The sequence below is a fragment of the Devosia sp. P2_G7 genome, assembly GCF_056403495.1.
On sequence record NZ_JBFUFI010000010.1, the window covers coordinates 1 to 20,751 of the forward strand.

Consider the following 20,751-nt stretch of genomic DNA (forward strand, 5'->3'; position numbering starts at 1 on the left):
GCGTGATAGCGGCTTGACCGGCGAACCGGTCCTTGCCGTGATGGTTTCCGCCTGAACTGCAGCGACCCGCAGCCCACCCGGTCTCCCCCGCACCAACCACTCGTCATGATCTCGCTTCGGTGCAGCGGATGGGTGGGAGAATCGCATGGCTGGGGAGTGGGGGGATAGATCGGCGCAAGATTCTCGCAACGCCTTGTGCCGCCTCGGCATTGTGGCTCCGCTCACCCCCATCCATCCCCCCGTCAGAGGGGGAGGTGCCGCATCGCGTTTGGGGGACCATCGAGCCAACCTCGCTGGCCGTCATCCCGGCGAAAGCCGGGACCCAGTGCACCGGCTGATCCACCCGCGCGAGCACGTCCGACCCATCTGTGATGGACCGGCGCGGTTCGTGCCGCACCAACGGTCCGAGCAGTGGGTCCCGGCTTTCGCCGGGATGACGGCTGGTGGGGAGATACGGAATCTAGCGGCCCGTCAGCCCCTTACATCCATTTCTTCTTGCGCATGAAGAGGTAGATGGCGACGCCGAGGACGCAGAGGAAGCCGGTGACGATCCAGAAGGCGTAGGGGCTGTCGTGGAAGGGGATGCCGTCGACGTTCATGCCCAAAATGCCGCTGATGACGGTGAGCGGCATCAGCACCACAGTGGCGGCGGCAAGCAGCAGCATGGTCTGGTTCATCTGCTCGGCGCGGGTATCGAGCAATTGTTCGTGCACCAGCACGGCGCGCTCGGAGAGGGTCTGCATCTCGTCGCCGAGGCGGGCGGTGCGCGCAGCGGCCTCGCGCAGGCGGACGCGGTCGCGGGTGGTGAAGAAGCTCAGGTCTTCGATTTCGAGCGTCGTCAGCACGTCGCGCTGCGGCCAGATCAGGCGCCGCATGTTGATGAGCGTGCGGCGCAGGTGGGCGAGGCGGGAGCGGGTGTCGCCGCTGCGGTTCAGCATCAGCGTTTCCTCGATGGTGTCGAGGCTATCGCCCATGCGCTCGATCAGCGGCTCGATACGATCGGCGGCGCGCAGGGCGAGGCGTGCGACCAGATCGGCCGGCGAGACCGGGGCGTGATGGGTCTGCTGCCATTGGGTGATGCCGAGGAACTCGACGATGTTGAGTTCGGACGCGATGATCACCCGGCCCTTCTCGATCCAGAGGCTAAGCAGCTGACGGCCGACATCCTCGGGATCGGCGCCCGGGCGGGCGACGCGGAGCACCACCAGGGCGCGGTCGTCGAGCACGGTGCAGCGGCTGCGGGTGGAGGGCACCGTGATCAGGTCGGCATTGAAGTCGCCGAGCTGGCGCTTCAGCCAGACCTTGAACTCCGGCGCCCGGGAGTTGCCCGAGATCAGCGCGAAGCCCTTGGCCGGGGTGGCGAAATCCGCCTCCTCGGCCTCTTCGAGCTTGCGGACGCCGCCGCGGCCGTCGAACTGGACGATGGTCATCCAGTCCTTGATGGGCTGGCGGTGGCTGCTGGAAGGCAAGGTGTCGCCCATCGGGGCTCCGTTAGCTCAGCCGCGACAGCGCTTCGATGAGGCGCGCACGGCGATCCTCCGCCTCGGCGCGGCGGCTGCGCTGTTCTTCGATGACCTCCTCGGCAGCCTTGGCAAGGAACTGCTCGTTGCCCAGCTTCTTGTCGATCTTTTCGATCTCGACCGTTTCCTTGGCGATGTCGCGCTTCAGTCTAGTGCGTTCTGCATCCAGATCGATGACACCGGCGAGCGGCAGCACAAAGGTGGCCTCGCCGAGGATCAACTGGGCGGAATCGCGTGGCACGTCGGAGGTGTAATCGACGCTTTCGAGGCGGGCGAGACGGGTGAGCGCCGACAGGTTGGCCTCAATACGGGTGCCGGTGGTCTCCCCTGCCCCGACGACCAGGAGCTTTACCTTGGCGCCGGCGGGGACGTTCATTTCCTGGCGGACCGAGCGGATGCCGGAGATCAGGGCGACGAGCCAATCGAGCTCGGCCTGCGCATCGGGGTCTTCGAGGCCGGCGAGTTCGGGCCATTCGGAGATGATCAGCAGCTTTTCGCGCGCCGGGCCGGTCTTGCCGGTTTCCGCCCACAGTTCTTCGGTGACGAAGGGCATGAAGGGGTGCAGCAGCTTCAGGATCTGGTCGAGAACGAAGCCCGCAGTCGCCTGGGTCTCGGCCTTGTGGGCCTCGTCCTCGCCGGTGAAGACGGGCTTGGCGAGTTCAATGTACCAGTCGCAGAAGGTGCCCCAGACGAAATCGTAGGCAGCGTTGGCAGCTTCGTTGAACTTGTAGTCGGCGATGGCGGCGGTGACGTTGGCCACGGCGCGTGCGGTGGAGCCGACGATCCAGCGGTTGAGCGCCAGGGTGTTCTTCTTGGGATCGAACGCCTCGACGCGGGCGCAGCCGTTCATCTCGAGGAAGCGCGCGGCGTTCCAGAGCTTGGTGACGAAGTTGCGGTAGCCCTCGACGCGGGAAATGGCGAGACGCATGTCGCGGCCCTGCGCGGCCATGGCGGCGAGGGTGAAGCGGGTGGCGTCGGCGCCGTACTCGTCGACGAGGCTCAAGGGGTCGATGACGTTCCCCTTGGTCTTGCTCATCTTCTGGCCCTTCTCGTCGCGGACCAGGGCGTGCATGTAGACGGTGTGGAACGGCTCGGTGCCGGTGAACTCCAGGCCCATCATCATCATGCGGGCGACCCAGAAGAAGATGATGTCGAAACCGGTGACGAGGACGTCGGTCGGATAGTACTTGGCGAGTTCGGGGGTCTGGTTGGGCCAGCCCATGGTCGAGAACGGCCACAGGGCGGAGGAGAACCAGGTGTCGAGCACGTCTTCGTCGCGGTGCAGTGGGACCTTGCTGTCGCTCAGCTCGGCGAAAGGGTCCTTGTGCTTGCGCATGCTCCAGGTGTCGGCATTGAGCCGGTCGCGCTGGGTGGTGTCGAAGGTGGTGAAGGCCTTGACGTAGTCGGGCGCGGTGGCGCCGCCGCCGTAGACCTGGATCTTGCGATTGCCGTAGTAGGCCTGCGCCAACGTGATGGCTTCGGCTTCGTTGTCGGCGACGAAGCACTTGAGGCCGGCGTCGCGGTTGTTGAAATCCGGATCGGTGTTGAGGCGCGGGCCGTACCAGGCCGGGATCTGATGGCCCCACCAGAGCTGGCGCGAGATGCACCAGGGTTTGATGTTCTCCATCCAGGCGTAATAGGTGTTCTCGTAGCTCTTGGGGACGAACTTGGTCCGCCCCTCCTTCACCGAGGCGAGCGCCGGCTCGGCCAGGATGTCGGCCTTCACGAACCACTGGTCGGTGAGGAACGGCTCGATGACGATCAGCTTCGACTTTTCGTCGTAGGGGACCATGATCTTCTTGTCGTCGACCCAGACGAGGACGCCCGACGCTTCGAGCTCGGCGACGATCTTGTCGCGCGCGTCGAAGCGGTCGAGGCCGCGATAGGCGGGCGGCACGCTGTTGTTGAGCTTTGCCGTGGTGGTGAAGATATTGATCGGCTTGAGGCCATGGCGCTGGCCGACTTCGAAGTCGTTGAAATCGTGCGCCGGGGTGATCTTCACCGCGCCGGAGCCGAGCTCGGGGTCGGCGTACTCGTCGCCGATGATCGGGATGCGGCGGCCGACGAGCGGCAGGATGGCGTGCTTGCCGATGAGGTGCTTGTAGCGCTCGTCCTCGGGATGCACGGCAACCGCGACGTCACCGAGCATGGTCTCGGGGCGCGTCGTGGCGACGGTGATGGTCTCCTCGCTGCCCTCGATGGGGTAGCGCAGGTGCCACATCTTGCCATTGGTCTCGATGTTCTCGACTTCCAGGTCGGAGATGGCGGTCTCGAGGCCGGGGTGCCAGTTAACGAGGCGCTTGGCGCGGTAGATCAGGCCCTTCTCGTAGAGCGTGACGAACACTTTGCGGACGGCCTCCGAGAGACCCTCGTCCATGGTGAAGCGCTCGCGCGACCAGTCGGCCGACGCGCCGAGGCGGCGGAGCTGGTTGAGGATGGTGCCGCCGGATTCGGCCTTCCACTCCCAGACGCGCTCGAGGAACTTTTCGCGGCCCATCTCGCGGCGGCCGGGCTGCTGGCGCTCGGCCAGCTGGCGCTCGACGATCATCTGGGTGGCGATGCCGGCGTGGTCGGTGCCGGGCTGCCACAGCACGTCCTTGCCGCGCATGCGCTCGAAGCGGATCAGGATGTCCTGGATGGTGTTGTTGAGCGCGTGCCCGATGTGCAGCGAACCGGTGACGTTGGGCGGCGGGATGACGATCGAGAAGGTCTCGGCGCCGGGCTTGGCCCCTGCCCCTGCCTTGAAGGTGCCGGCCTTGTCCCACTGCTCGTAGATGCGGGTCTCGACGGCGGCGGGGTCGTAAGTCTTCTCAAGCATCGGTGGTTTCCAACGGCAACGGCCCGCGCGCACCAAAGTGCCGGCGGGCCCCAGAACTCAGTGGCTAGGTCTAAAGCAAAGGCGTGAGGGGGAAGTCAACACAAAGCCATGTGGTGACGACGAGGTATGCAGCGCAAGGGGCGGCCGGTGACGGCCGCCAGTCGTCAGCGATCGACTACTTGCCGCCGCGCGAGACCCGGGCGATTTCCTTTTCCACCATCCGCTCGACGACGGAGGGGAGGTTCTCGTCCAGCCATTCCTTCAGCATGGGGCGCAGCATTTCGCGCATCATGTCTTCGATGGTGACGCCGCTGGTGACGGTCGAGAGGCCCGAGAGCCGGGCGAAGGTGCTCTTCACCGCCGACTGCGTGGTCGGCTCCAGCAGCTCTTCCGCGAGATCGGACGAAAGGGTCGGATCGGGCATCGGCGCGGCCATGGCTACGGCAGCGGCCGGGCGCGGTGCCGGGCGCTCGTAGGCGGGCGCGGCAACACGCGGCGGCGGCACATAGGCCGGCACCGGCGCGGGCTCATCTTCCTCCTGGTCGAAGGAAATGTCGTCCGGATCGATGAGCGTGGCATCGAGATCGGGCGCCGGAGCGGTGCCGCCGAGCAGTTCGGAGAAGCTGAGGCCGGGCTTGGCTTCGTCCTCGGCAGCGGTGTCGCGCAGGATCTGCTCAGGCGACAGCGCCAGCGGCTCGGGCTCCGGCTCGACCGGGCGCGGTTGCGGCACGAAGCTGCGGGCCGGCGGCGGTGCGGGCATTACCGGCTTTTTCGGCGCTGCCCCAGCGTCATCATCGGCGATGATCTGTCGGATCGAGGACAGGATCTCGTCCATCGAGGGCTCTTTGGGCGCCGGCTTGTTCATAACTGCCTCACATTACCCGCCAGATACGCGGCCGCACTTTGGGCAGACTCGGCGACAAACCGAATCGGCTGCACTCAATCTAGTGCAAGCGATGGCGCTTTGTGAATCGGCGGCACACCAGCAGTAGAAGTCTTCCCCCAGACAAATCCGGGGGAAGATCCCAATGTAGCGGCTTGACCTAGGCCAGCGCCGCCCGATTGCGGAAGATGGTGTAGACGAAGATCAGCATGCCGATGATGGTGGCGATGGAGGCGATCTGTGCCAACCACTCGCCCTGCCCCGAGGTGGCCATGGCAACACCGATGCCGATGGTCAGCGCGCCGAGCAGTGCGACCCAGAAATGCACCAGCGCCACGCGGGTCTGCGCCGCGGCGGGCACCAGCTTGTAGTAGACGCCATAGATCACCATCGTGACGAACCCCACGAGGTTGTTGTGAGCGTGCCCAGGCGACAGCGCGTGGTCCTGTGTGATGGCCATCTGGATGCCCCACGCCATGCCCGCGAGCCCCAGCAGCGCGCCGATGGCGATGAACCAGAACGGTAGTGACTTCATTGCTTCCCCCAAATCGGCGGGCCGCCCCTCGCAGCCCGCACAGAAAAGCCGCGACGCGGGACTCGCGTCGCGGCTTGATTCGGAAGGTTAGGCCACTGCCTCGCCGGGGTCCACGCTACCCCGAGCACGAACTCAGTCGTCGAGCGCGCGCAGTTCTGCCCAGACGTCCTCGACGGTCGCAATGTAACCGTTGGCCGAATGCACCGGCACGTTAAGGCCCAGCACTTCGGGGGACAGCTTGCCTGCGGCAGAAAGCAGCGAGAAGGCGGCGATCATCCGGGTCGAGCGGGCAGTGATGAGCGACTCGCGGGCGGTCGTGAGTTCCGCCTGCGCATTCAGCACGTCCAGGGTCGTCTTCTGGCCGACGTCACGCTCCTGAATGGTGCCTTCGACCACGAGCTGGTTGGAGGCGACTGCCGCCTCGGCGGAGGTGATCTGGGCCGTGGCGTTCTGCAGCGTCGACCAGGAGGAGATCACCGCTTCCCGGATGGTGTCGCGCGCCGAGAGCGCGTCCACTTCGCTGCGGATCTGTTCGATATTGGCCTTGCGCAAGCTGGCCGACAGCGCGCCGCCCGAATAGATCGGGATCGAGAGCTTCAGCTGGGCCGAACCACCGAGGCTGCTGGTCGTCGCATCGGTGATGCTGCTGTACTGCATCTGAGCCTCGATGCCGCCGATCAGGCTGAGCGTCGGGCCGAATGCAGCGCTCGCCGCGTCCGACCCTGCCTGGGCGACACGGATGGCGGCGCGGGCGGACAGCAGCGCCGGGTGCCGATCCTCGGCGGAGGCTATGGCGCTGTCGATGGAGGCCGGCAGCGACTTGCCGAAATTGAAGTCCGACGACAGGCCCTTGGGCTTGTGGCCAACATAGCGCTCGTAGCTCGCCTGGCTGGTCTGCAGTGAGGCGATAGCCGCCCGGTAGGACGAAACGGCCGCTGCCTGGCGGGCCTTGGCCTGCGAGACATCGATCTTGGTGCCCTCGCCAAGACGAAGCCGATCATCGGCCGAGCTCACCTGCGCATCGAAGAAGCTCATGTTGTCGGCGCGCAATTGCACCAGCTGGGTGTCGCGCAACACGCCGTAGTAGGCCTGCACAACCGCCAGCAGGACGTTCTGCTCGGTGTTGCGCAGCGCGTATTTGGAGACCTCGGTCCCGGCGCGCGCCTGCTCGATATCGGCGTCGGTCTTGAAATTGTCGAACAGCGTCTGGCTGTAGTTGATCCCCGCGGTGGACGAGAAGGCAGTGGAAAGGTCGCCGCCCTGCGGCGCGGACCAGGAACCGCCAACGGTGCCGGAAGCCGCGATGGCGGGCAGCTTGCCCGACTTGGCCAGCGCGATGTTCTCGGCACTCGCCTTCACGCTCAGCAGCGCCGACATGATTTCGGGATTGTTCTGATAGGCGCTCTCGAGCGCCGAGCGGAGACTCTCCGCATGTGCCGCCGTCGCCAGCAGACTAATAGCCATGGCAAGGGCGCCCGCCCGCATTGCCCCCAGGTAACGCATAGTCCAAAACCTCCGACAGCCGACCGACGATATGCCGGGCACATGGGACGCACAACCTCGCAACTCAAGTGTTGCGACGTTTTAACCTTTGAAATGTTTAGCCGCGTGATTGAGCGGCAACACTGCCGAACCGCGGGTCAGTTATGAACCAGTAGTCTTGCCGCGCCTTTAAAACACAAAATTTTCGGCGCGCGGCTCTGCGGCCAAAGGCGGCAGGGTGGTGTTGAACTCGCTGCGGCCGGCGACTTCGCCGCCTGATTTGACGAAGACATGGGCGACTGATGGTCCGTCGGCGCTGATGAGTGCGACCAGCCGCCCGCCATCGCGGAGCAGATGGAACAGCGAGGTGGGCTCAGCCCGCAACGTGCCCTCGACCACGATGGCGTCGAAGTGGTCGACCGGCAGGCTGGAGCCATCGAAGCCGCCGACAGCGATCGTCGCATTGGCAACGCCGATGGCAGCCAGATTGGCGCGGGCCTTGTCGGCGAGTTCCGGGTCGGGTTCGAGGCCCGTCACTTCGGCTGCCAGCCGCGACAATACGGCAGTGGAATAGCCGGTGCCGGCGCCGACATCGAGTACGTGGTCGGTCGCGGCAATCTCGGCGAGCTGGACCAGCCGGGCAAACGGCGCCGGCGCCCCAAGGTACCGGTCGCCGCCGAGCGCGTGCACCACATCGGCATAGGCCAGCGCCTCGCGATCGGCCGGCAGGAACGCTTCGCGCGGCACTTCGCCCATCGCAGACAGCAGACGATGATCGGTAACGGTGCTGGTGCGCAGCTGGTTGTCGACCATCCTGAGGCGGGCAGTAGCGAAGTCGGCCATCTCGGCTCCCTTGGTTGGAGGCGTCAGGCAGGTGCATACCGCCCACAGATGAATGCTTCAAGGAGGCGCGGACGACGCTGCACCGGCAAACGACGGCGCGATCCCGCTCCGGCTATCGGAAGCCCAACCGGATCGGCGACTGGCCGCGAAGAACCTGCAGCAGGGCCGCCACGTTGATGATGACCCCGAGCATTTCCAGCAGTTCCTCCAGGGCGATGACCCGGGTCCAGTTCAGCCAGGAGGGGAACTGCGCCTGGCCCTCGACAACCGAAGCACCGTACATTTCGACGCCCAGGGCGCCGGCGAGAAACACCAGCGCGGCCACGGCAAAGGTGGCGGTTATTGCGGGTGGCAGGGTCAGAATGAACCTGCCGAACACGGCAGCGACAGCGATAAACAGCCCTCCCCCGAACAGCACCCAGGACCATGCGAGCACACCCTCCATGTGCACGACCAGATCGAGCAGCGCGCCGATATTCTCATGGAGTGAAGCCGCCTCGTCGAGCGACAACAGCACAAATACCGCGGCAAGGCCGAGCCAATGCCAGACGGCGCGTCCCGCCTGCCTGTCCCCGGCAGCTGCAACCGCAGCCAGCCCTGCAGACAGCATCCACAGGGCCGAACTGAACCAGGAAGGGACGGTGCCCTCCGCGTTCATATCGAACATCAGACGCCAGTAGCGTTCGACCTCGACGTCGGTGTGCAGATAGCGGCTGGTAACAAAGTACGCGACGGTGAGTGCAACCGCCGCAACCAGCAAGGTGAGGAGCAGCATCACGGACGAGAACGTCAGGGTCCGATCGGGAACCTCTCCCGACACACGCTCGTAGGCGTCGTCGCGTGCGCTCATCTTCGACCCTCGAAGCCGCAAGAGGATACTATTGCGCACCGGGACAGAAGACAACACGCGTCCAGGTGATGAAGCACCGGCAGCATCGACAGCCATTTAGGGAGAGGATTGGAGGCCACATCCGGAATCGAACCGGAATACACGGATTTGCAATCCGCTGCGTAACCACTCCGCCATGTGGCCCCACCGTCGCGGTTCATATGGCAGAGCAATTCTTTCTGCAAGCTGAACGGCGAGGGATGTCAGCGGAAATGACCGGGGCCCGCGTGCGGGACCCGGTTGATGCACCCGGTGGTGATCAGAAGTGGAAGTTCACGCCGACGCGGACGGCAGACCCGTCAATGTCGAACGGCGCGCCGTAGCCTTCGACGTCGACGGTGCCGAAGTTGGTATAGAGATACTCGGCCTTCAGCGAGACGGTCTCAGTGACCATGTACTCGGCGCCCAGGCCGGCGACCCAGCCGCCAATCGTCTGTGCTTCGTCGTAGGTATCGAGATTGGCGACGGCGAGACCCGCCGTGCCGTAAAGCAGCAGGTCGCCGATGGCAAAGCCGAGGCGGCCCCGCAAGGTGGCGAGGCCATTGATGCCGTCGTTTTCCTCGAAGTGGTCGGTGTCACTGCCTTCGACGATGCCGGCAGCCGAGAGGTCTGCCTCGAGGCCGAAAACCACCGAATCGACCTGGAAGTTATAGCCGGCCTGCACGCCGCCCAGCCAACCGCTGAGGGCCGAAACGTCGGAGTCATTGCCGTTGTGTGCGGCGCCGAAAGCACCGTAGCCACCATGTGCGCCGATGTAGAAGCCGGTCCAATCGCGGCTTGCGGTGACGATTGCCTCATCGGGCGTTGGAACGTAGAGGTCGGCAGCGGTTGCGGTGCCGGTGAGCAGCCCGGCAAACGCCAGGGCGGCAAAGATACGCGTAGTCATATAGACTCCAGTAGACTGAAGCCCCCCGACGCCGCTCCTCTATGGTGGCCGGAAGATTGTCAAGGGAGCGAGCCATTGGGCGGCGAGATATGGTGCAGAATCAACACACTACGGCAGCGCTGATCCTCGCCGGCGGGCGCGGCGAGCGGCTCGGCGGGACAATCAAGTCGGAACTGGTGGTTGGTGGCGTGAGGCTGCTCGAGCGCGTGGCCAGCAGGCTCGCCGGCTGCACGCCGCTGCTGGTGGCACATGGGCGGATCGAGCCGGCGCTACTAGGGCTCGAGGCGCGCATGATTGCCGTTCCCGACCTCGATGGCGACTATGCGGGGCCACTGGCGGGACTGGCGGGCGCCATCGCCTATCTCAATGGGCTGGCGGGGGTGCCGGAGCTGTTGATCAGCGTGGCGGTCGACACACCTTTCCTGCCGGAGGACTTCGTCGGGCGGCTGGTTGATGGCCTCGGCGAAGCGCCGGCAGCGATCGCGTCGTATGGGGGACAGCCCTACCCCACCAACTCGATCTGGCGCGTAGCGCGATTCCGTGACCTGCCGGAGCGCATTGCGGCGGGAAGCGCGCCGCGCAGCCTCAAATCGCTGTGTAGCGAGGCCGGCGGCATCGAGGTCGAGTGGCCGGTTGCCGCTGGAGGCGATCCGTTCGGCAACGTCAATACGCCCGGGGATCTAGCCGAAATGGAGCGTCGCTCGGCCATCGCGGCGGTACAGCGGGATTGAGTTTTCCAGATCGGAAATTCGGGCTTGGCAAAGGAAATCAAAAGCGCTAAACGGGCGCTGCCTTCCCCGGAGGGCTCGTGTTCCGCGATAGCTCAGTTGGTAGAGCATTCGACTGTTAATCGAATGGTCCTTGGTTCGAGTCCAAGTCGCGGAGCCACTTCTTCTCAACATCAAGACGACGTAAAGCCAGTCAGCCCAATGGTTTAGCTGCGTTTTCGTATGCGTGACGCGAGGCGACCTCAGTGGTCGTCCGGTCAGGTTGGCACGAAGTGCGACCCCAGGAAGTATGGCCAGATCACCAACCCCAGCAGGCCCATCAGAAAGTCCAGCTTCAGATACCCGATGGTGAAGAGCCAGCCGGCAAACCACGCCGCTCCCAGAGAGCTGTGCTGCGTAATGTGAATGCGTTCCATGATGATCCTCCTTGGAGATGTCGACGGACACTTAACCTGATTGTCGCCCGGGGACCTTGATCTGCGTCAAAGGCTCGGCCCCTCGGGAAGCAGTGCCCCGACCGCCACCGAGGTGGGTAGCCGATCGCGGGACATCAGTGTGCCATCAGTACCGGAACCTGTGAATTGACCAGCACCTGGCGGGTGGCACCGCCAAGCGCCCACTCGCGGAAGCGCGAGTGACCGTAGCCGCCCATCACGATCAGGTCGGCCTGCATCGCCTTGGCCTCGTTCAATATCGCCGAACCGGCGTCGGACCATCCGTTCACCATCCTGACCTCGCCGAGTACGCCGTGGCGGCTCAGGTAGCGGCCGACATCGGCTCCCGGTTGATCGCCGAACCGTTCGCTCGCCCCCTCCTCTTCCACCAATCCGATGACGACCAACTTCGCGCGTTGCAGGAGCGGGATGGCCTCGGCGACGGCCCGGGCGGCTTCCCGCGTGTTCTTCCAGGCGACGAAGACCGCTTCGATCTTGCCCGATAGCTTGGCGCTCGGAGGTACAAAGATGCACCCTCTTCCCGAACTGAAGAGCACGGCCTCCTCGACGCCATGCTGGCGAGCCGGATCCCCGTAGGGCCTTGTGCCGATGAACAGATCTGCCGTCCGCGTCTCGGCCGCGAGGGCCTCGCCGACCTGTCCCGGGTACACATCAAGGCGACGGAGTTCGGTGGACTCTCCCAGTTTCGCCAGCTGGGTGCGCAGGGCAGCGGTGACTTTGTCGGCGGCCTTGGAGGATTCATCCAGCAGCGCTCGCAGGAAGGCTGAACCCGACGGGTCGGTGATGGAGATCACGTCCGGCAACGCGTGCACCTGCAGGCCGGTGACCCGAGCCTCCTGCGACTCGGCAAGGACCTTGGTGAAGGCCAGCCTCACGGCGTCCTCTGGAGAACCGGTGAGATGTACGACGATATCCTTGACCATGTTGGAGCTCCTGAGCGGCGAACGTTTCGCGTGCAGCAACCCCTTCACAAGTGGACGATGGCCACATTGATCTATCGCAAATCGAGAGTGCGTCCTCGGGGCCGCGCCAGCTCGTGTCGCAAGCAAGTGGCCGGTTGTTGTATCCCCAGATGCCAGCGGCTACACACGATTCATGGACAGGCTGCCCTCCCATACGACCGATCGAAAAGACCTCATCGTCGCCGGCATCGCGGCCATTTGCCTTGTCCTGGCTGCCGGGATGGCTCTCGCGCCGGAGCCAGTACTCTCACCAGGCTTGCGTACAGCAGGGTCGCTGGTACTTGCCGGCCTGGGCCTGGGCGCCATCTATTGGCTGTTGCGTTCGGTTCTCGGCTTGCGCAGGACATCGCAGCGCACCGGGGAAACGCTCCGCGAAAAGGAGGCCCACCTCCAGTCCATCCTCGACACTGTGCTTGATGCAACTGTGGTCATCGACCCGGACGGCATCATGCTCTCGTTCAATGCTTCCGCGGTTCGGCAGTTCGGCTACACGCCGGAGGAGGCAATCGGCCAGAACGTCAGCATGCTGATGCCGACACCCTATCGCGAGCAGCACGATGCCTACCTCGCGAGGTACCTCAGGACCGGGGAGAAGCGGATCATCGGTATCGATCGCGTGGTGGTGGGGCGGCGAAAGGACGGGTCGACGTTTCCTATGAAGCTTGCGGTGGGAGAGATGCGGCAGGGGGACCGCGTCTACTTCACCGGTTTCATCCGCGACCTCACCGAGCGTGAGGAATCGCAGGCGATGCTCGATCAAGCCCGGAGCGAGCTGGCCCGGCTGGCCCGGCTGAACGAACTTGGCGAGATGGCCTCGACGCTGGCGCACGAACTCAACCAGCCGCTGTCGGCGATTGCCAACTACGTCCAGGGATGCCGGCGCATGCTGGACAAGATCGACGAGGAATATGCCAACCGCATGCGCGGCGCTCTCGACGAGACCGCCAAGCAGGCGCTGCGAGCCGGCGATATCATTCGCCACCTGCGCGAGTTCGTGACCCGCGGCGAGACCGACAAGGGGCCGGAGGACATCAACCATCTGGTCGAGGAGGCGGGAGCGCTGGCCCTAGTCGGGTCCCGCGAGCGTGGCATCAAGTCGGTGTTCGACTTCGGCTCGGACAGCAGCATCGTGGTGGCGGATCGGGTGCAGATCCAGCAGGTCCTGATCAACCTGATGCGCAATGCCATGGAAGCGATGCGCGACAGCCCCGAAAAGCAACTCATCGTCCGCACGCGGCACGTGTCGCCGGACTGGCTGCAAGTTGAAGTCGAAGACACGGGGCCAGGGATTTCTGACGAGGTCGCTCCGCAGTTGTTCCAGCCGTTCGTCACAACCAAAGCCAACGGCATGGGTATAGGGTTGTCGATCTCCCGCCGCATCATCGAATCTCACGGCGGCGAACTCACGGTGGCCAAGAACGCGGCGGGCGGCGCCACATTCAGTTTCTCTCTTCCCGTGTTCGCGGAGGCCCCTGTTGAGTACAGCTGACACTGTCGTCCACATCGTCGATGACGAGGAAGCCGTACGCAACTCGCTGGCATTCCTGCTATCGGGGGCGGGCTTCGCGGTGCGCGTCCACGAAAGTGCAACCGCCTTCCTCGCGATCGCGCCCCAGATCACGAACGGTTGCCTGATTACCGATCTTCGGATGCCGGACATGGACGGCGTCGAGCTGCTTCGGCGCCTGCGCGACGCCGATGCGCTGTTGCCGGCGATCGTGATTACCGGTCATGGCGACGTTCAAATGGCCGTCGAAGCCATGAAGAGTGGCGCCATCGACTTCATCGAGAAGCCGTTCAGCGACGATGTGATCATCGAGTCCATTTCGAGGGCAGCAAGCCGTGCGGCCGAGCGCGTACAGAGCGGGGCCGCCCTCGATATCGTCAAGCAACGAGTTGCGTCGTTGAGCGACCGTGAACGGCAGGTGCTGAAGGGCGTGGTTGCGGGGCAAGCCAACAAGACCATTGCCTTCGAGCTGGGTATCAGCCCGCGGACCGTTGAGGTCTACCGCGCGGGTCTGATGGGCAAGATGCAGGCAAAGAGCCTTCCCGAGCTCGTCCGGATGATCATGGACGTAGAGATCGAGGCCTGAGACTGCCGGCGCCGGCTATTTGATTTACCTCAAGGCGGCAGTTGGGGCGGCGGCATAGTGAGAGGTGTCTCTCCATTGAGGCGCATTCACAAGGACCTGCCGCGCCATGGCCTCCGGCCGCATTCTCGTCATTGCACCAAACAGCGATCTTCGAGCATCGCTGGTCTTTGCGCTCGAGGCGGAGGGATACCAGGTCACGGCGAAAGAGGCGCTCCCTGACTTTTCATGGGTGGCCTCCCAAGGCTTCGACTGCACGGTCCTCGACCAGAAGGCCCTCACCGGCCCGGACTACGAGAGCATCGCCTTCTGCGTTAAGGCCTATCCGGTGGTCTTGCTGGCGGCTCGCCCGTTCCCCTGGCTGGTCGAGTGGGTTTCCCAGATCGTCGAGATGCCGGCGATCGGCAACTCGATGTCGGCCGCCGTCCGCGAGGCTATTCGTGTTCATGTCTGAAAACTGGCGGACGTCGCTATCGCGCTGAGCAGGCTGACTAGTTCAGCGTGTTCCCGGCACGCAGGCTCGCCACAAGTTCCAGTTCGTGCCGCACATGGCGGCGCAGACCTTCGAAGAAGCCGCGAAGCATGTATCCCGTCGCCTCCGGCGCCAGAACCGGTTGACCGGTCGCGATCTGCTGCAGTTCGAACTGCACCTCCTCGGCAAAGCACTCGTCCTCGATGTGCTCAAGCCGCAACCGCTCAACAACCTGGCCGCCCTCACGATGCAACGCAGCGAGCTGGGGAAATATCAGCGCTTCTTCCGAGGCGTGCGCTTGCCTGATCAGAGGGCAAATCAGATCGGCGATTTGCTGGCAGTGCGGCTGGTCGAGCCGATGCGGCAGCGAGTCCGCGATCCGCTCAAGCGAGTCGCAGAGGCTCAGCTGCTGGTCGAACAGCGTCCAGAGATCTGCCGAAAGCCGATCGCGGGCTGTCATCCCAAACGCTCCAACCCAAGAACACTCTGGTGAGATGGTGGGGTGAGCTGGGATCAAAAGTCTTGATCTGAATCAAAGTTGCCGGCCGCGGCGCCCACTAGGTTGCGACGTCAAAGTGAGAGCGCACGGGGGCGACGTTGCAAAATCTGCCATGGATCATCACGCTGGTGGGCGGGGCGTTCTTCACGCTCGTACTGTCCGGCTTGGGACAGGATGCCGCCTTCAGCGCGCATATGGGCATCATCGCCGCCGTCCTCGGGCTGGGCGCCGTGATCCTGCTCCGGCAGCGTGAGCCAAAGCCGGCGGTCTCGCCGGACGGTGCGGAATCGAACGGGTATTTCGATGCGCCCATCCGGATCGGATCCATCCTGACTGTCTTCTGGGGGTGCGTGGGCTTCCTCGTCGGCGTGGTGATCGCCTTGCAGCTCGCCTGGCCTGACCTCAATTTCGGTCCCTGGTTCAACTTTGGCCGGATGCGGCCGCTGCACACGTCGGCCGTGGTCTTCGCATTTGGCGGCACTGCGCTGATGACAACGAGCTTCTACGTGGTCCAGCGCACCTCGAGAGCCCGACTGATCAGCGACAACCTCGCCTGGTTCGTGTTCTGGGGCTACCAGCTGTTCATCGTGATGGCGGCGACGGGATACCTGCTCGGGATCACCGAGAGCCGAGAGTATGCCGAGCCCGAATGGTACACGGACATCTGGCTGACCATCGTCTGGGTCGCCTACCTGATCCTGTTCCTCGGCACGATCATCAAGCGCAAGGAGCCGCATATCTATGTGGCGAACTGGTTCTACCTTGCCTTCATCGTCACCATCGCGCTGCTGCACGTCGTCAATAACCTCAGCGTGCCGGTGAGCCTCCTCGGCTCCAAGAGCTACTCGCTGTTCTCGGGCGTGCAGGATGCGCTGACCCAGTGGTGGTACGGCCACAACGCGGTGGGCTTCTTCCTCACCGCCGGGTTCCTGGGCATGATGTACTACTTCATGCCCAAGCAGGCCGAGCGGCCGGTTTACAGCTACCGGCTGTCGATCATCCACTTCTGGGCCCTGATCTTCCTCTACATCTGGGCCGGCCCACATCACCTCCACTACACCGCCCTGCCCGACTGGGCGCAGACGCTGGGCATGGTGTTCTCGGTGATGCTGTGGATGCCCAGCTGGGGCGGCATGATCAACGGCCTCATGACGCTACGCGGCGCCTGGGACAAGATGCGCACCGACCCGATCATGCGCATGATGGTGATCGCGGTCGCCTTTTACGGCATGTCGACCTTCGAGGGTCCGGTCATGTCGATCAAGTCGGTCAACGCCCTCAGCCACTATACCGACTGGACCATCGGCCACGTGCACTCGGGTGCACTGGGCTGGGTCGGCATGATCTCGTTCGCCGCGGTCTACTTCATGGTGCCGCGCCTGTGGGGGCGGAAGCAGCTCTACTCGCCGCGCATGGTCAACTGGCACTTCTGGCTCGCGACCACCGGCATCGTTGTCTACGCCGCCGTCATGTGGGTGTCGGGCATCATGCAGGGCCTGATGTGGCGCGAGTACGATGCGGAGGGCTTCCTCGTCTACTCGTTCGCCGAGACCGTGGCCGCGCTCCACCCCTACTACATCGCCCGCGCCTTCGGGGGCCTCCTCTACCTCGCCGGCGGCCTGGTGATGGCCTTCAACATCTGGATGACCATCCGCGGCCGGGTCCGCGACGAGCGTCCGATCGCAACCGCCGCCCTGCAGCCGGCTGAATAGGAGCCACGCCAAATGGATATTCTGGGCAAGCACGGCGTCATCGAACGCAACGCCTCCCTGCTGCTGACCCTCTCGCTGGTCGTCGTCTGCATCGGCGGCATCGTCGAGGTCGCCCCGCTGTTCTACTTCCAGAACACGATCGAGAAGGTGGAGGGGATGCGTCCCTACACCCCGCTCGAGCTCGCCGGGCGCGACATCTATGTCCGCGAGGGTTGCTATGTCTGCCACAGCCAGATGATCCGTCCGTTCAGGGATGAGGTCGAGCGCTATGGCCAGTACTCGCTGGCGGCGGAGTCGATGTACGACCACCCGTTCCAATGGGGCTCAAAGCGCACCGGGCCCGACCTTGCGCGCGTCGGAGGCCGCTACTCGGACGAATGGCATGTCGAGCACCTGAGCGACCCGCGCTCGCTGGTGCCGGAATCGATCATGCCGAAACACGGGTTCCTGGCCGAAACCACCCTCGACACCAACAATATCGCGGGCAGCCTCAAGGCGAACGCCATGGTCGGTGTGCCGTACACCGAGGAGGCCATTCAAAGTGCCCGGGCGGACCTGATCGCGCAGGCAACGCCGGATGCGGATACCTCGGGACTCCTTGCCCGCTACACCAACGTGCGGGCCGAGGACTTCGACGGCGACCCCAAGCGGATCACCGAGATGGATGCGCTCGTCGCCTATCTCCAGATGCTCGGCACGCTGGTCGACTTCACCACCTACGACGCCAAAGCCAACTATCGTTAAGCGAGCCAGCTCATGCCAACCGCACACTACGACATGCTCCGGCACTTCGCCGACAGCTGGGGCCTCCTCTACATGATGGCGATCTTCCTCGTGGTCGTGTTCTTCCTCGTGCGTCCGGGCGCCAAGGCAAACGCCATGGCGGCCGCCCGCATCCCACTCGACGATGTGCAGCCCAGGGCTGAGGAGGAACGGAAATGACCAACGGGGAGATCGACCAGATCACCGGCGTCGAGACCACCGGTCACGAGTGGGACGGCATCAAGGAGCTGAACAACCCTCTACCGCGCTGGTGGCTGTGGACCTTCTACGGCTGCATCATCTTCGCGATCGGATACACCGTCGCCTATCCGGCCTGGCCGCTGATTTCGTCCGCGACAACCGGCGTTCTTGGCTACTCCAGCCGCGCCAACCTCGATGCCGAACTGGCCACTGCGAAGGCGGCGCAGGGGGATCTGATCACGAAGATCACCGAGACCCCGGCGGCCGATATCCTCGCCAACGAGGACCTGGCCCGGTTCGCCCGCGCCGGCGGGAAGTCGCTGTTCAAGGTCTACTGCTCGCAGTGCCACGGCACCGGTGCGACGGGCAGCGTCGGCTACCCGAACCTCAATGACGACGAATGGGTCTGGGGCGGCAGCATCGAGCAGATCTACTCGACGATCTCGCATGGTGCACGTTCGCCGACTGATCCGGAGACGCGCTACAACGTCATGCCGAACTTCGGCACGGACAGCATGCTCACCGCTGAGGAGATCGACCTTCTCGCAAAGCAGGTCGCTTCGCTATCCGGGATCGACGGCGGGGTCGCCAGTGACGAGGGCGCCCGGCTCTTCGCCGATAACTGCGCGGCTTGCCACAGCGATGGCGGCGAGGGGATGCCCGATGCCGGGGGTCCGTCACTCAACGATCAGATCTGGCTCTATGAGGGCACGCTTGCGGCGATCAAGGCCCAGATCGAGCGGCCCCGCCACGGCGTCATGCCCGCCTGGCAACCAAGGCTGGGGGATACCGCAGTCAAGCAGTTGGCTGTCTACGTCCACGGACTCGGCGGTGGCCAATAGATAGTGCCATCGCCGCGGGCAGGAAGGGGGCGACCGCAAGCGCTCTCCTTCTCGTCCGCGGAAATTGACCCAGATCAAGCCGCTCGCCGGGCGTTCGTGTGAGAAACGGCTACGACCACTTGGAATATCAGAATGCTTGCGGACCCGCCCGACCCCCAATCCTATGACGTCGACGCGGTGAACTCCGCCCAGCGGCGCCAGCCACTCTATGCTCCGCGCAAGAAGATCTTCCCCAAGCGGGCGACGGGGCACTTCCGGAAGTTCAAGTGGCTGGTGATGCTGGTGACCCTCACCATCTACTACGTCACGCCGTGGCTGCGCTGGGACCGCGGACCGTTCGCGCCCGATCAGGCGGTCCTCGTCGACCTCGCCAACAAGCGCTTCTACTTCTTCTTCATCGAGATCTGGCCGCAAGAGTTCTACTACGTCGCCGGCATGCTGGTGATGGCCGGGATAGGCCTGTTCCTCATCACCTCAACGGTCGGCCGCGCCTGGTGCGGCTATGCCTGCCCACAGACCGTCTGGGTCGACTTGTTCCTCGCGGTCGAGCGCTACGTCGAGGGTGATCGCAACGCCCGGATCAAGCTTGATGCAGCGCCGTGGGCCGCGTCCAAGCTGCTCAAGCGAACGACCAAGCACGCCAGCTGGCTCGCCATCGGGGTTGTGACGGGCGGCGCCTGGGTCTTCTACTTCGCTGACGCCCCTACCCTGCTGGCCGAAATCGCCACGCTTCAGGCGCCGTTCGTCGCTTACGCCACCATCGCGCTGCTTACCGCCACGACTTACACGTTCGGCGGTTTGATGCGGGAGCAGGTCTGCACCTACATGTGCCCCTGGCCGCGCATCCAGGGCGCGATGCTGGACGAGAACTCGCTCACCGTCACCTACAACGATTGGCGCGGAGAGCCGCGGAGCCGTCACGCCAAGAGGGCGATAGCCGAAGGCAAGCCGGTCGGCGATTGCGTGGACTGCAATGCCTGCGTGGTGGTCTGCCCCATGGGCATCGACATCCGGGACGGCCAGCAGCTCGAGTGCATCACGTGCGCGCTTTGCATCGATGCGTGTGATGACGTGATGACGAGGCTGGGCAAGGAGACGGGCCTGATCTCCTACGCAACGCTGAGCGACTACAACCAGAACATGGCGCTCGCGACCGGCAGCGGCAAGGTTGTCCAGCCGAACCGTGTGCGCGATCAGGTCACCGGCAAGCTGGTCGATGCCATCAAGCACACCGATTGGCGGTCGGTCGTCCGGCCCAGAACCATCGTCTACCTTGTCGGCTGGCTGGCGATCGGCCTTGCCATGCTGACCGCCCTGACACTGCGCACGCAGCTGTCCGTCAGCGTGCTGCACGATCGCAACCCGCTATATGTCGAGCTCAGGGATGGCTCGATCCGCAACGGCTACGACGTCAAGGTCCTAAACATGACGCCGGCCCCACGCAGCGTCGAACTGCACCTCGAGGGCCTGCCGGGAGCGGCGCTGTCGCTGGTCGATGGCGGCGAGGCCAGCCAGGTCCTCGACCTCGAGCTTGAGCCCGACCGCGTGCTGCCGCTTCGGCTCTATATCCGCACCTCCCCGACGGCGCGGCCGGATGCGCAGGCGAAATTCCGCATCGTCGTCGAGACGGCTGACGGCCACATCCGGTCGAGCACCGAGACCACGTTTGAAGTTCCGGAGAGCAGCAAATGACCCCCACCCGACCGCAGGAGTTTACCGGGCGCCACATGTGGTTTCTCGTCATCGGCTTTTTCGGTGTGATCATCGCCGTCAATATCGGCATGGCCATCGTCGCGTCGACCAGTTGGACGGGCCTCGTGGTGTCCAACTCCTATGTCGCCAGCCAGGAGTTCGAGGAGAAGCGCATCGCTCATGAAGCGCAGAAGGCGGCGGGGTGGCAGGCAACGTTCACCTACTCGCCAGGCATCGCCAAGGTCGTGATCGTCGACGGTGCCGGCCGGCCCATCGACCTCGGTCCGGTGGAGCTGCAGGTCAATCGTCCCGTGGGCGGACATGACGACCAGGCCGTGCTGCTCGAGCGGGCGCCGGATGGGGGATACACGGCGACGCTGACACTCGCCGCCGGCGTTTGGGACGCCCTGGTGCAGGCGACCGAGACCTCGAAGGGGCCGTTCGAACTGCGCGAGCGCTTCACCGTGGGAGCCGAGTGAG

The 20,751-nt window shown here is 64.5% G+C and carries 21 protein-coding genes and 2 tRNA genes; 11 read left to right on the forward strand and 12 right to left on the reverse strand.

Translation table 11 applies throughout. The annotated features are described in order from the left end of the window. Positions 1-479: 479 nt before the first annotated feature. The 9 genes from AC1DWU_RS16085 to AC1DWU_RS16125 form a co-directional block, all read right to left on the reverse strand. Positions 480-1,481, reverse strand: coding sequence for a CorA family divalent cation transporter (locus AC1DWU_RS16085; RefSeq protein WP_477151017.1), 1,002 nt, complete (start codon positions 1,479-1,481; stop codon positions 480-482). A 10-nt stretch (positions 1,482-1,491) separates the two neighbouring features. Further along, positions 1,492-4,338, reverse strand: coding sequence for a valine--tRNA ligase (locus AC1DWU_RS16090; RefSeq protein WP_477151018.1), 2,847 nt, complete (start codon positions 4,336-4,338; stop codon positions 1,492-1,494). 175 nt (positions 4,339-4,513) lie between these two features. After that, entirely contained in the window at positions 4,514-5,203 is a 690-nt protein-coding gene (locus AC1DWU_RS16095; protein WP_477151019.1) for a PopZ family protein, read from the reverse strand. Between the two features lie 178 nt (positions 5,204-5,381). Next, positions 5,382-5,756, reverse strand: coding sequence for a hypothetical protein (locus AC1DWU_RS16100; protein WP_477151020.1), 375 nt, complete (start codon positions 5,754-5,756; stop codon positions 5,382-5,384). Between the two features lie 132 nt (positions 5,757-5,888). Further along, complete coding sequence (locus AC1DWU_RS16105; RefSeq protein ID WP_477151021.1) at positions 5,889-7,220, reverse strand: TolC family outer membrane protein; 1,332 nt, start codon at positions 7,218-7,220, stop codon at positions 5,889-5,891. A 207-nt stretch (positions 7,221-7,427) separates the two neighbouring features. Next, on the reverse strand, positions 7,428-8,081 hold the full coding sequence (locus AC1DWU_RS16110) for a protein-L-isoaspartate O-methyltransferase family protein (RefSeq protein ID WP_477151022.1): 654 nt from the start codon (positions 8,079-8,081) through the stop codon (positions 7,428-7,430). A 112-nt stretch (positions 8,082-8,193) separates the two neighbouring features. After that, on the reverse strand, positions 8,194-8,931 hold the full coding sequence (locus AC1DWU_RS16115; RefSeq protein WP_477151023.1) for a hypothetical protein: 738 nt from the start codon (positions 8,929-8,931) through the stop codon (positions 8,194-8,196). 109 nt (positions 8,932-9,040) lie between these two features. After that, positions 9,041-9,114: transfer RNA gene (locus tag AC1DWU_RS16120), tRNA-Cys, on the reverse strand. 115 nt (positions 9,115-9,229) lie between these two features. Further along, a complete protein-coding gene (locus tag AC1DWU_RS16125) occupies positions 9,230-9,856 on the reverse strand; it encodes an outer membrane protein (protein WP_477151024.1) in 627 nt (208 codons plus the stop codon). A gap of 89 nt (positions 9,857-9,945) precedes the next feature. Between AC1DWU_RS16125 and mobA the strand changes: the two genes are divergently transcribed. Then, positions 9,946-10,587: a molybdenum cofactor guanylyltransferase gene (mobA, locus tag AC1DWU_RS16130; protein WP_477151025.1), complete on the forward strand. Its 642-nt coding sequence runs from the start codon at positions 9,946-9,948 to the stop codon at positions 10,585-10,587. An 81-nt stretch (positions 10,588-10,668) separates the two neighbouring features. Further along, positions 10,669-10,744 (forward strand) — tRNA-Asn (locus AC1DWU_RS16135). A gap of 97 nt (positions 10,745-10,841) precedes the next feature. Here AC1DWU_RS16135 and AC1DWU_RS16140 read toward each other — a convergent pair. Continuing rightward, positions 10,842-11,000 carry a hypothetical protein gene (locus AC1DWU_RS16140; protein WP_477151026.1) on the reverse strand — a complete coding sequence of 53 codons (159 nt, stop codon included), beginning with the start codon at positions 10,998-11,000 and terminating at the stop codon, positions 10,842-10,844. A gap of 134 nt (positions 11,001-11,134) precedes the next feature. Then, positions 11,135-11,962: a universal stress protein gene (locus tag AC1DWU_RS16145; RefSeq protein WP_477151027.1), complete on the reverse strand. Its 828-nt coding sequence runs from the start codon at positions 11,960-11,962 to the stop codon at positions 11,135-11,137. Positions 11,963-12,134: 172 nt separating this feature from the next. On the opposite strand from AC1DWU_RS16145, the gene AC1DWU_RS16150 reads away from it, so the two are divergent. The 3 genes from AC1DWU_RS16150 (at position 12,135) to AC1DWU_RS16160 (ending at position 14,545) form a co-directional block, all read left to right on the forward strand. Next, complete coding sequence (locus tag AC1DWU_RS16150; RefSeq protein ID WP_477151028.1) at positions 12,135-13,490, forward strand: PAS domain-containing sensor histidine kinase; 1,356 nt, start codon at positions 12,135-12,137, stop codon at positions 13,488-13,490. Then, positions 13,477-14,094 carry a response regulator FixJ gene (gene fixJ / locus AC1DWU_RS16155; RefSeq protein WP_477151029.1) on the forward strand — a complete coding sequence of 206 codons (618 nt, stop codon included), beginning with the start codon at positions 13,477-13,479 and terminating at the stop codon, positions 14,092-14,094. The genes AC1DWU_RS16150 and fixJ overlap by 14 nt, the downstream gene beginning before the upstream one ends. 106 nt (positions 14,095-14,200) lie before the next feature. Continuing rightward, on the forward strand, positions 14,201-14,545 hold the full coding sequence (locus tag AC1DWU_RS16160) for a hypothetical protein (RefSeq protein ID WP_477151030.1): 345 nt from the start codon (positions 14,201-14,203) through the stop codon (positions 14,543-14,545). Positions 14,546-14,582: 37 nt separating this feature from the next. Here AC1DWU_RS16160 and AC1DWU_RS16165 read toward each other — a convergent pair whose 3' ends face one another. Further along, complete coding sequence (locus AC1DWU_RS16165; protein WP_477151031.1) at positions 14,583-15,023, reverse strand: hemerythrin domain-containing protein; 441 nt, start codon at positions 15,021-15,023, stop codon at positions 14,583-14,585. 137 nt (positions 15,024-15,160) lie between these two features. On the opposite strand from AC1DWU_RS16165, the gene ccoN reads away from it, so the two are divergent. The 6 genes from ccoN to AC1DWU_RS16195 all read left to right on the forward strand — a co-directional run bounded on the left by ccoN (position 15,161) and on the right by AC1DWU_RS16195 (position 20,750). Next, positions 15,161-16,774, forward strand: coding sequence for a cytochrome-c oxidase, cbb3-type subunit I (gene ccoN / locus AC1DWU_RS16170; RefSeq protein WP_477151032.1), 1,614 nt, complete (start codon positions 15,161-15,163; stop codon positions 16,772-16,774). A gap of 12 nt (positions 16,775-16,786) precedes the next feature. Continuing rightward, positions 16,787-17,518, forward strand: a complete 732-nt coding sequence (ccoO, locus tag AC1DWU_RS16175) for a cytochrome-c oxidase, cbb3-type subunit II (protein ID WP_477151033.1) — start codon at positions 16,787-16,789, stop codon at positions 17,516-17,518. A 12-nt stretch (positions 17,519-17,530) separates the two neighbouring features. Then, the gene (locus AC1DWU_RS16180) at positions 17,531-17,716 is read left to right on the forward strand and encodes a cbb3-type cytochrome c oxidase subunit 3 (protein WP_477151034.1); all 186 of its coding nucleotides are present in this window, start codon (positions 17,531-17,533) and stop codon (positions 17,714-17,716) included. Next, positions 17,713-18,579, forward strand: a complete 867-nt coding sequence (ccoP, locus tag AC1DWU_RS16185; RefSeq protein WP_477151035.1) for a cytochrome-c oxidase, cbb3-type subunit III — start codon at positions 17,713-17,715, stop codon at positions 18,577-18,579. Before AC1DWU_RS16180 ends, ccoP begins: the two co-directional genes overlap by 4 nt. 132 nt (positions 18,580-18,711) lie before the next feature. Continuing rightward, complete coding sequence (ccoG, locus tag AC1DWU_RS16190) at positions 18,712-20,271, forward strand: cytochrome c oxidase accessory protein CcoG (RefSeq protein ID WP_477151036.1); 1,560 nt, start codon at positions 18,712-18,714, stop codon at positions 20,269-20,271. Beyond that, a complete protein-coding gene (locus tag AC1DWU_RS16195; RefSeq protein WP_477151037.1) occupies positions 20,268-20,750 on the forward strand; it encodes a FixH family protein in 483 nt (160 codons plus the stop codon). The genes ccoG and AC1DWU_RS16195 overlap by 4 nt, the downstream gene beginning before the upstream one ends. The last annotated feature ends 1 nt before the right edge of the window (position 20,751 follow it).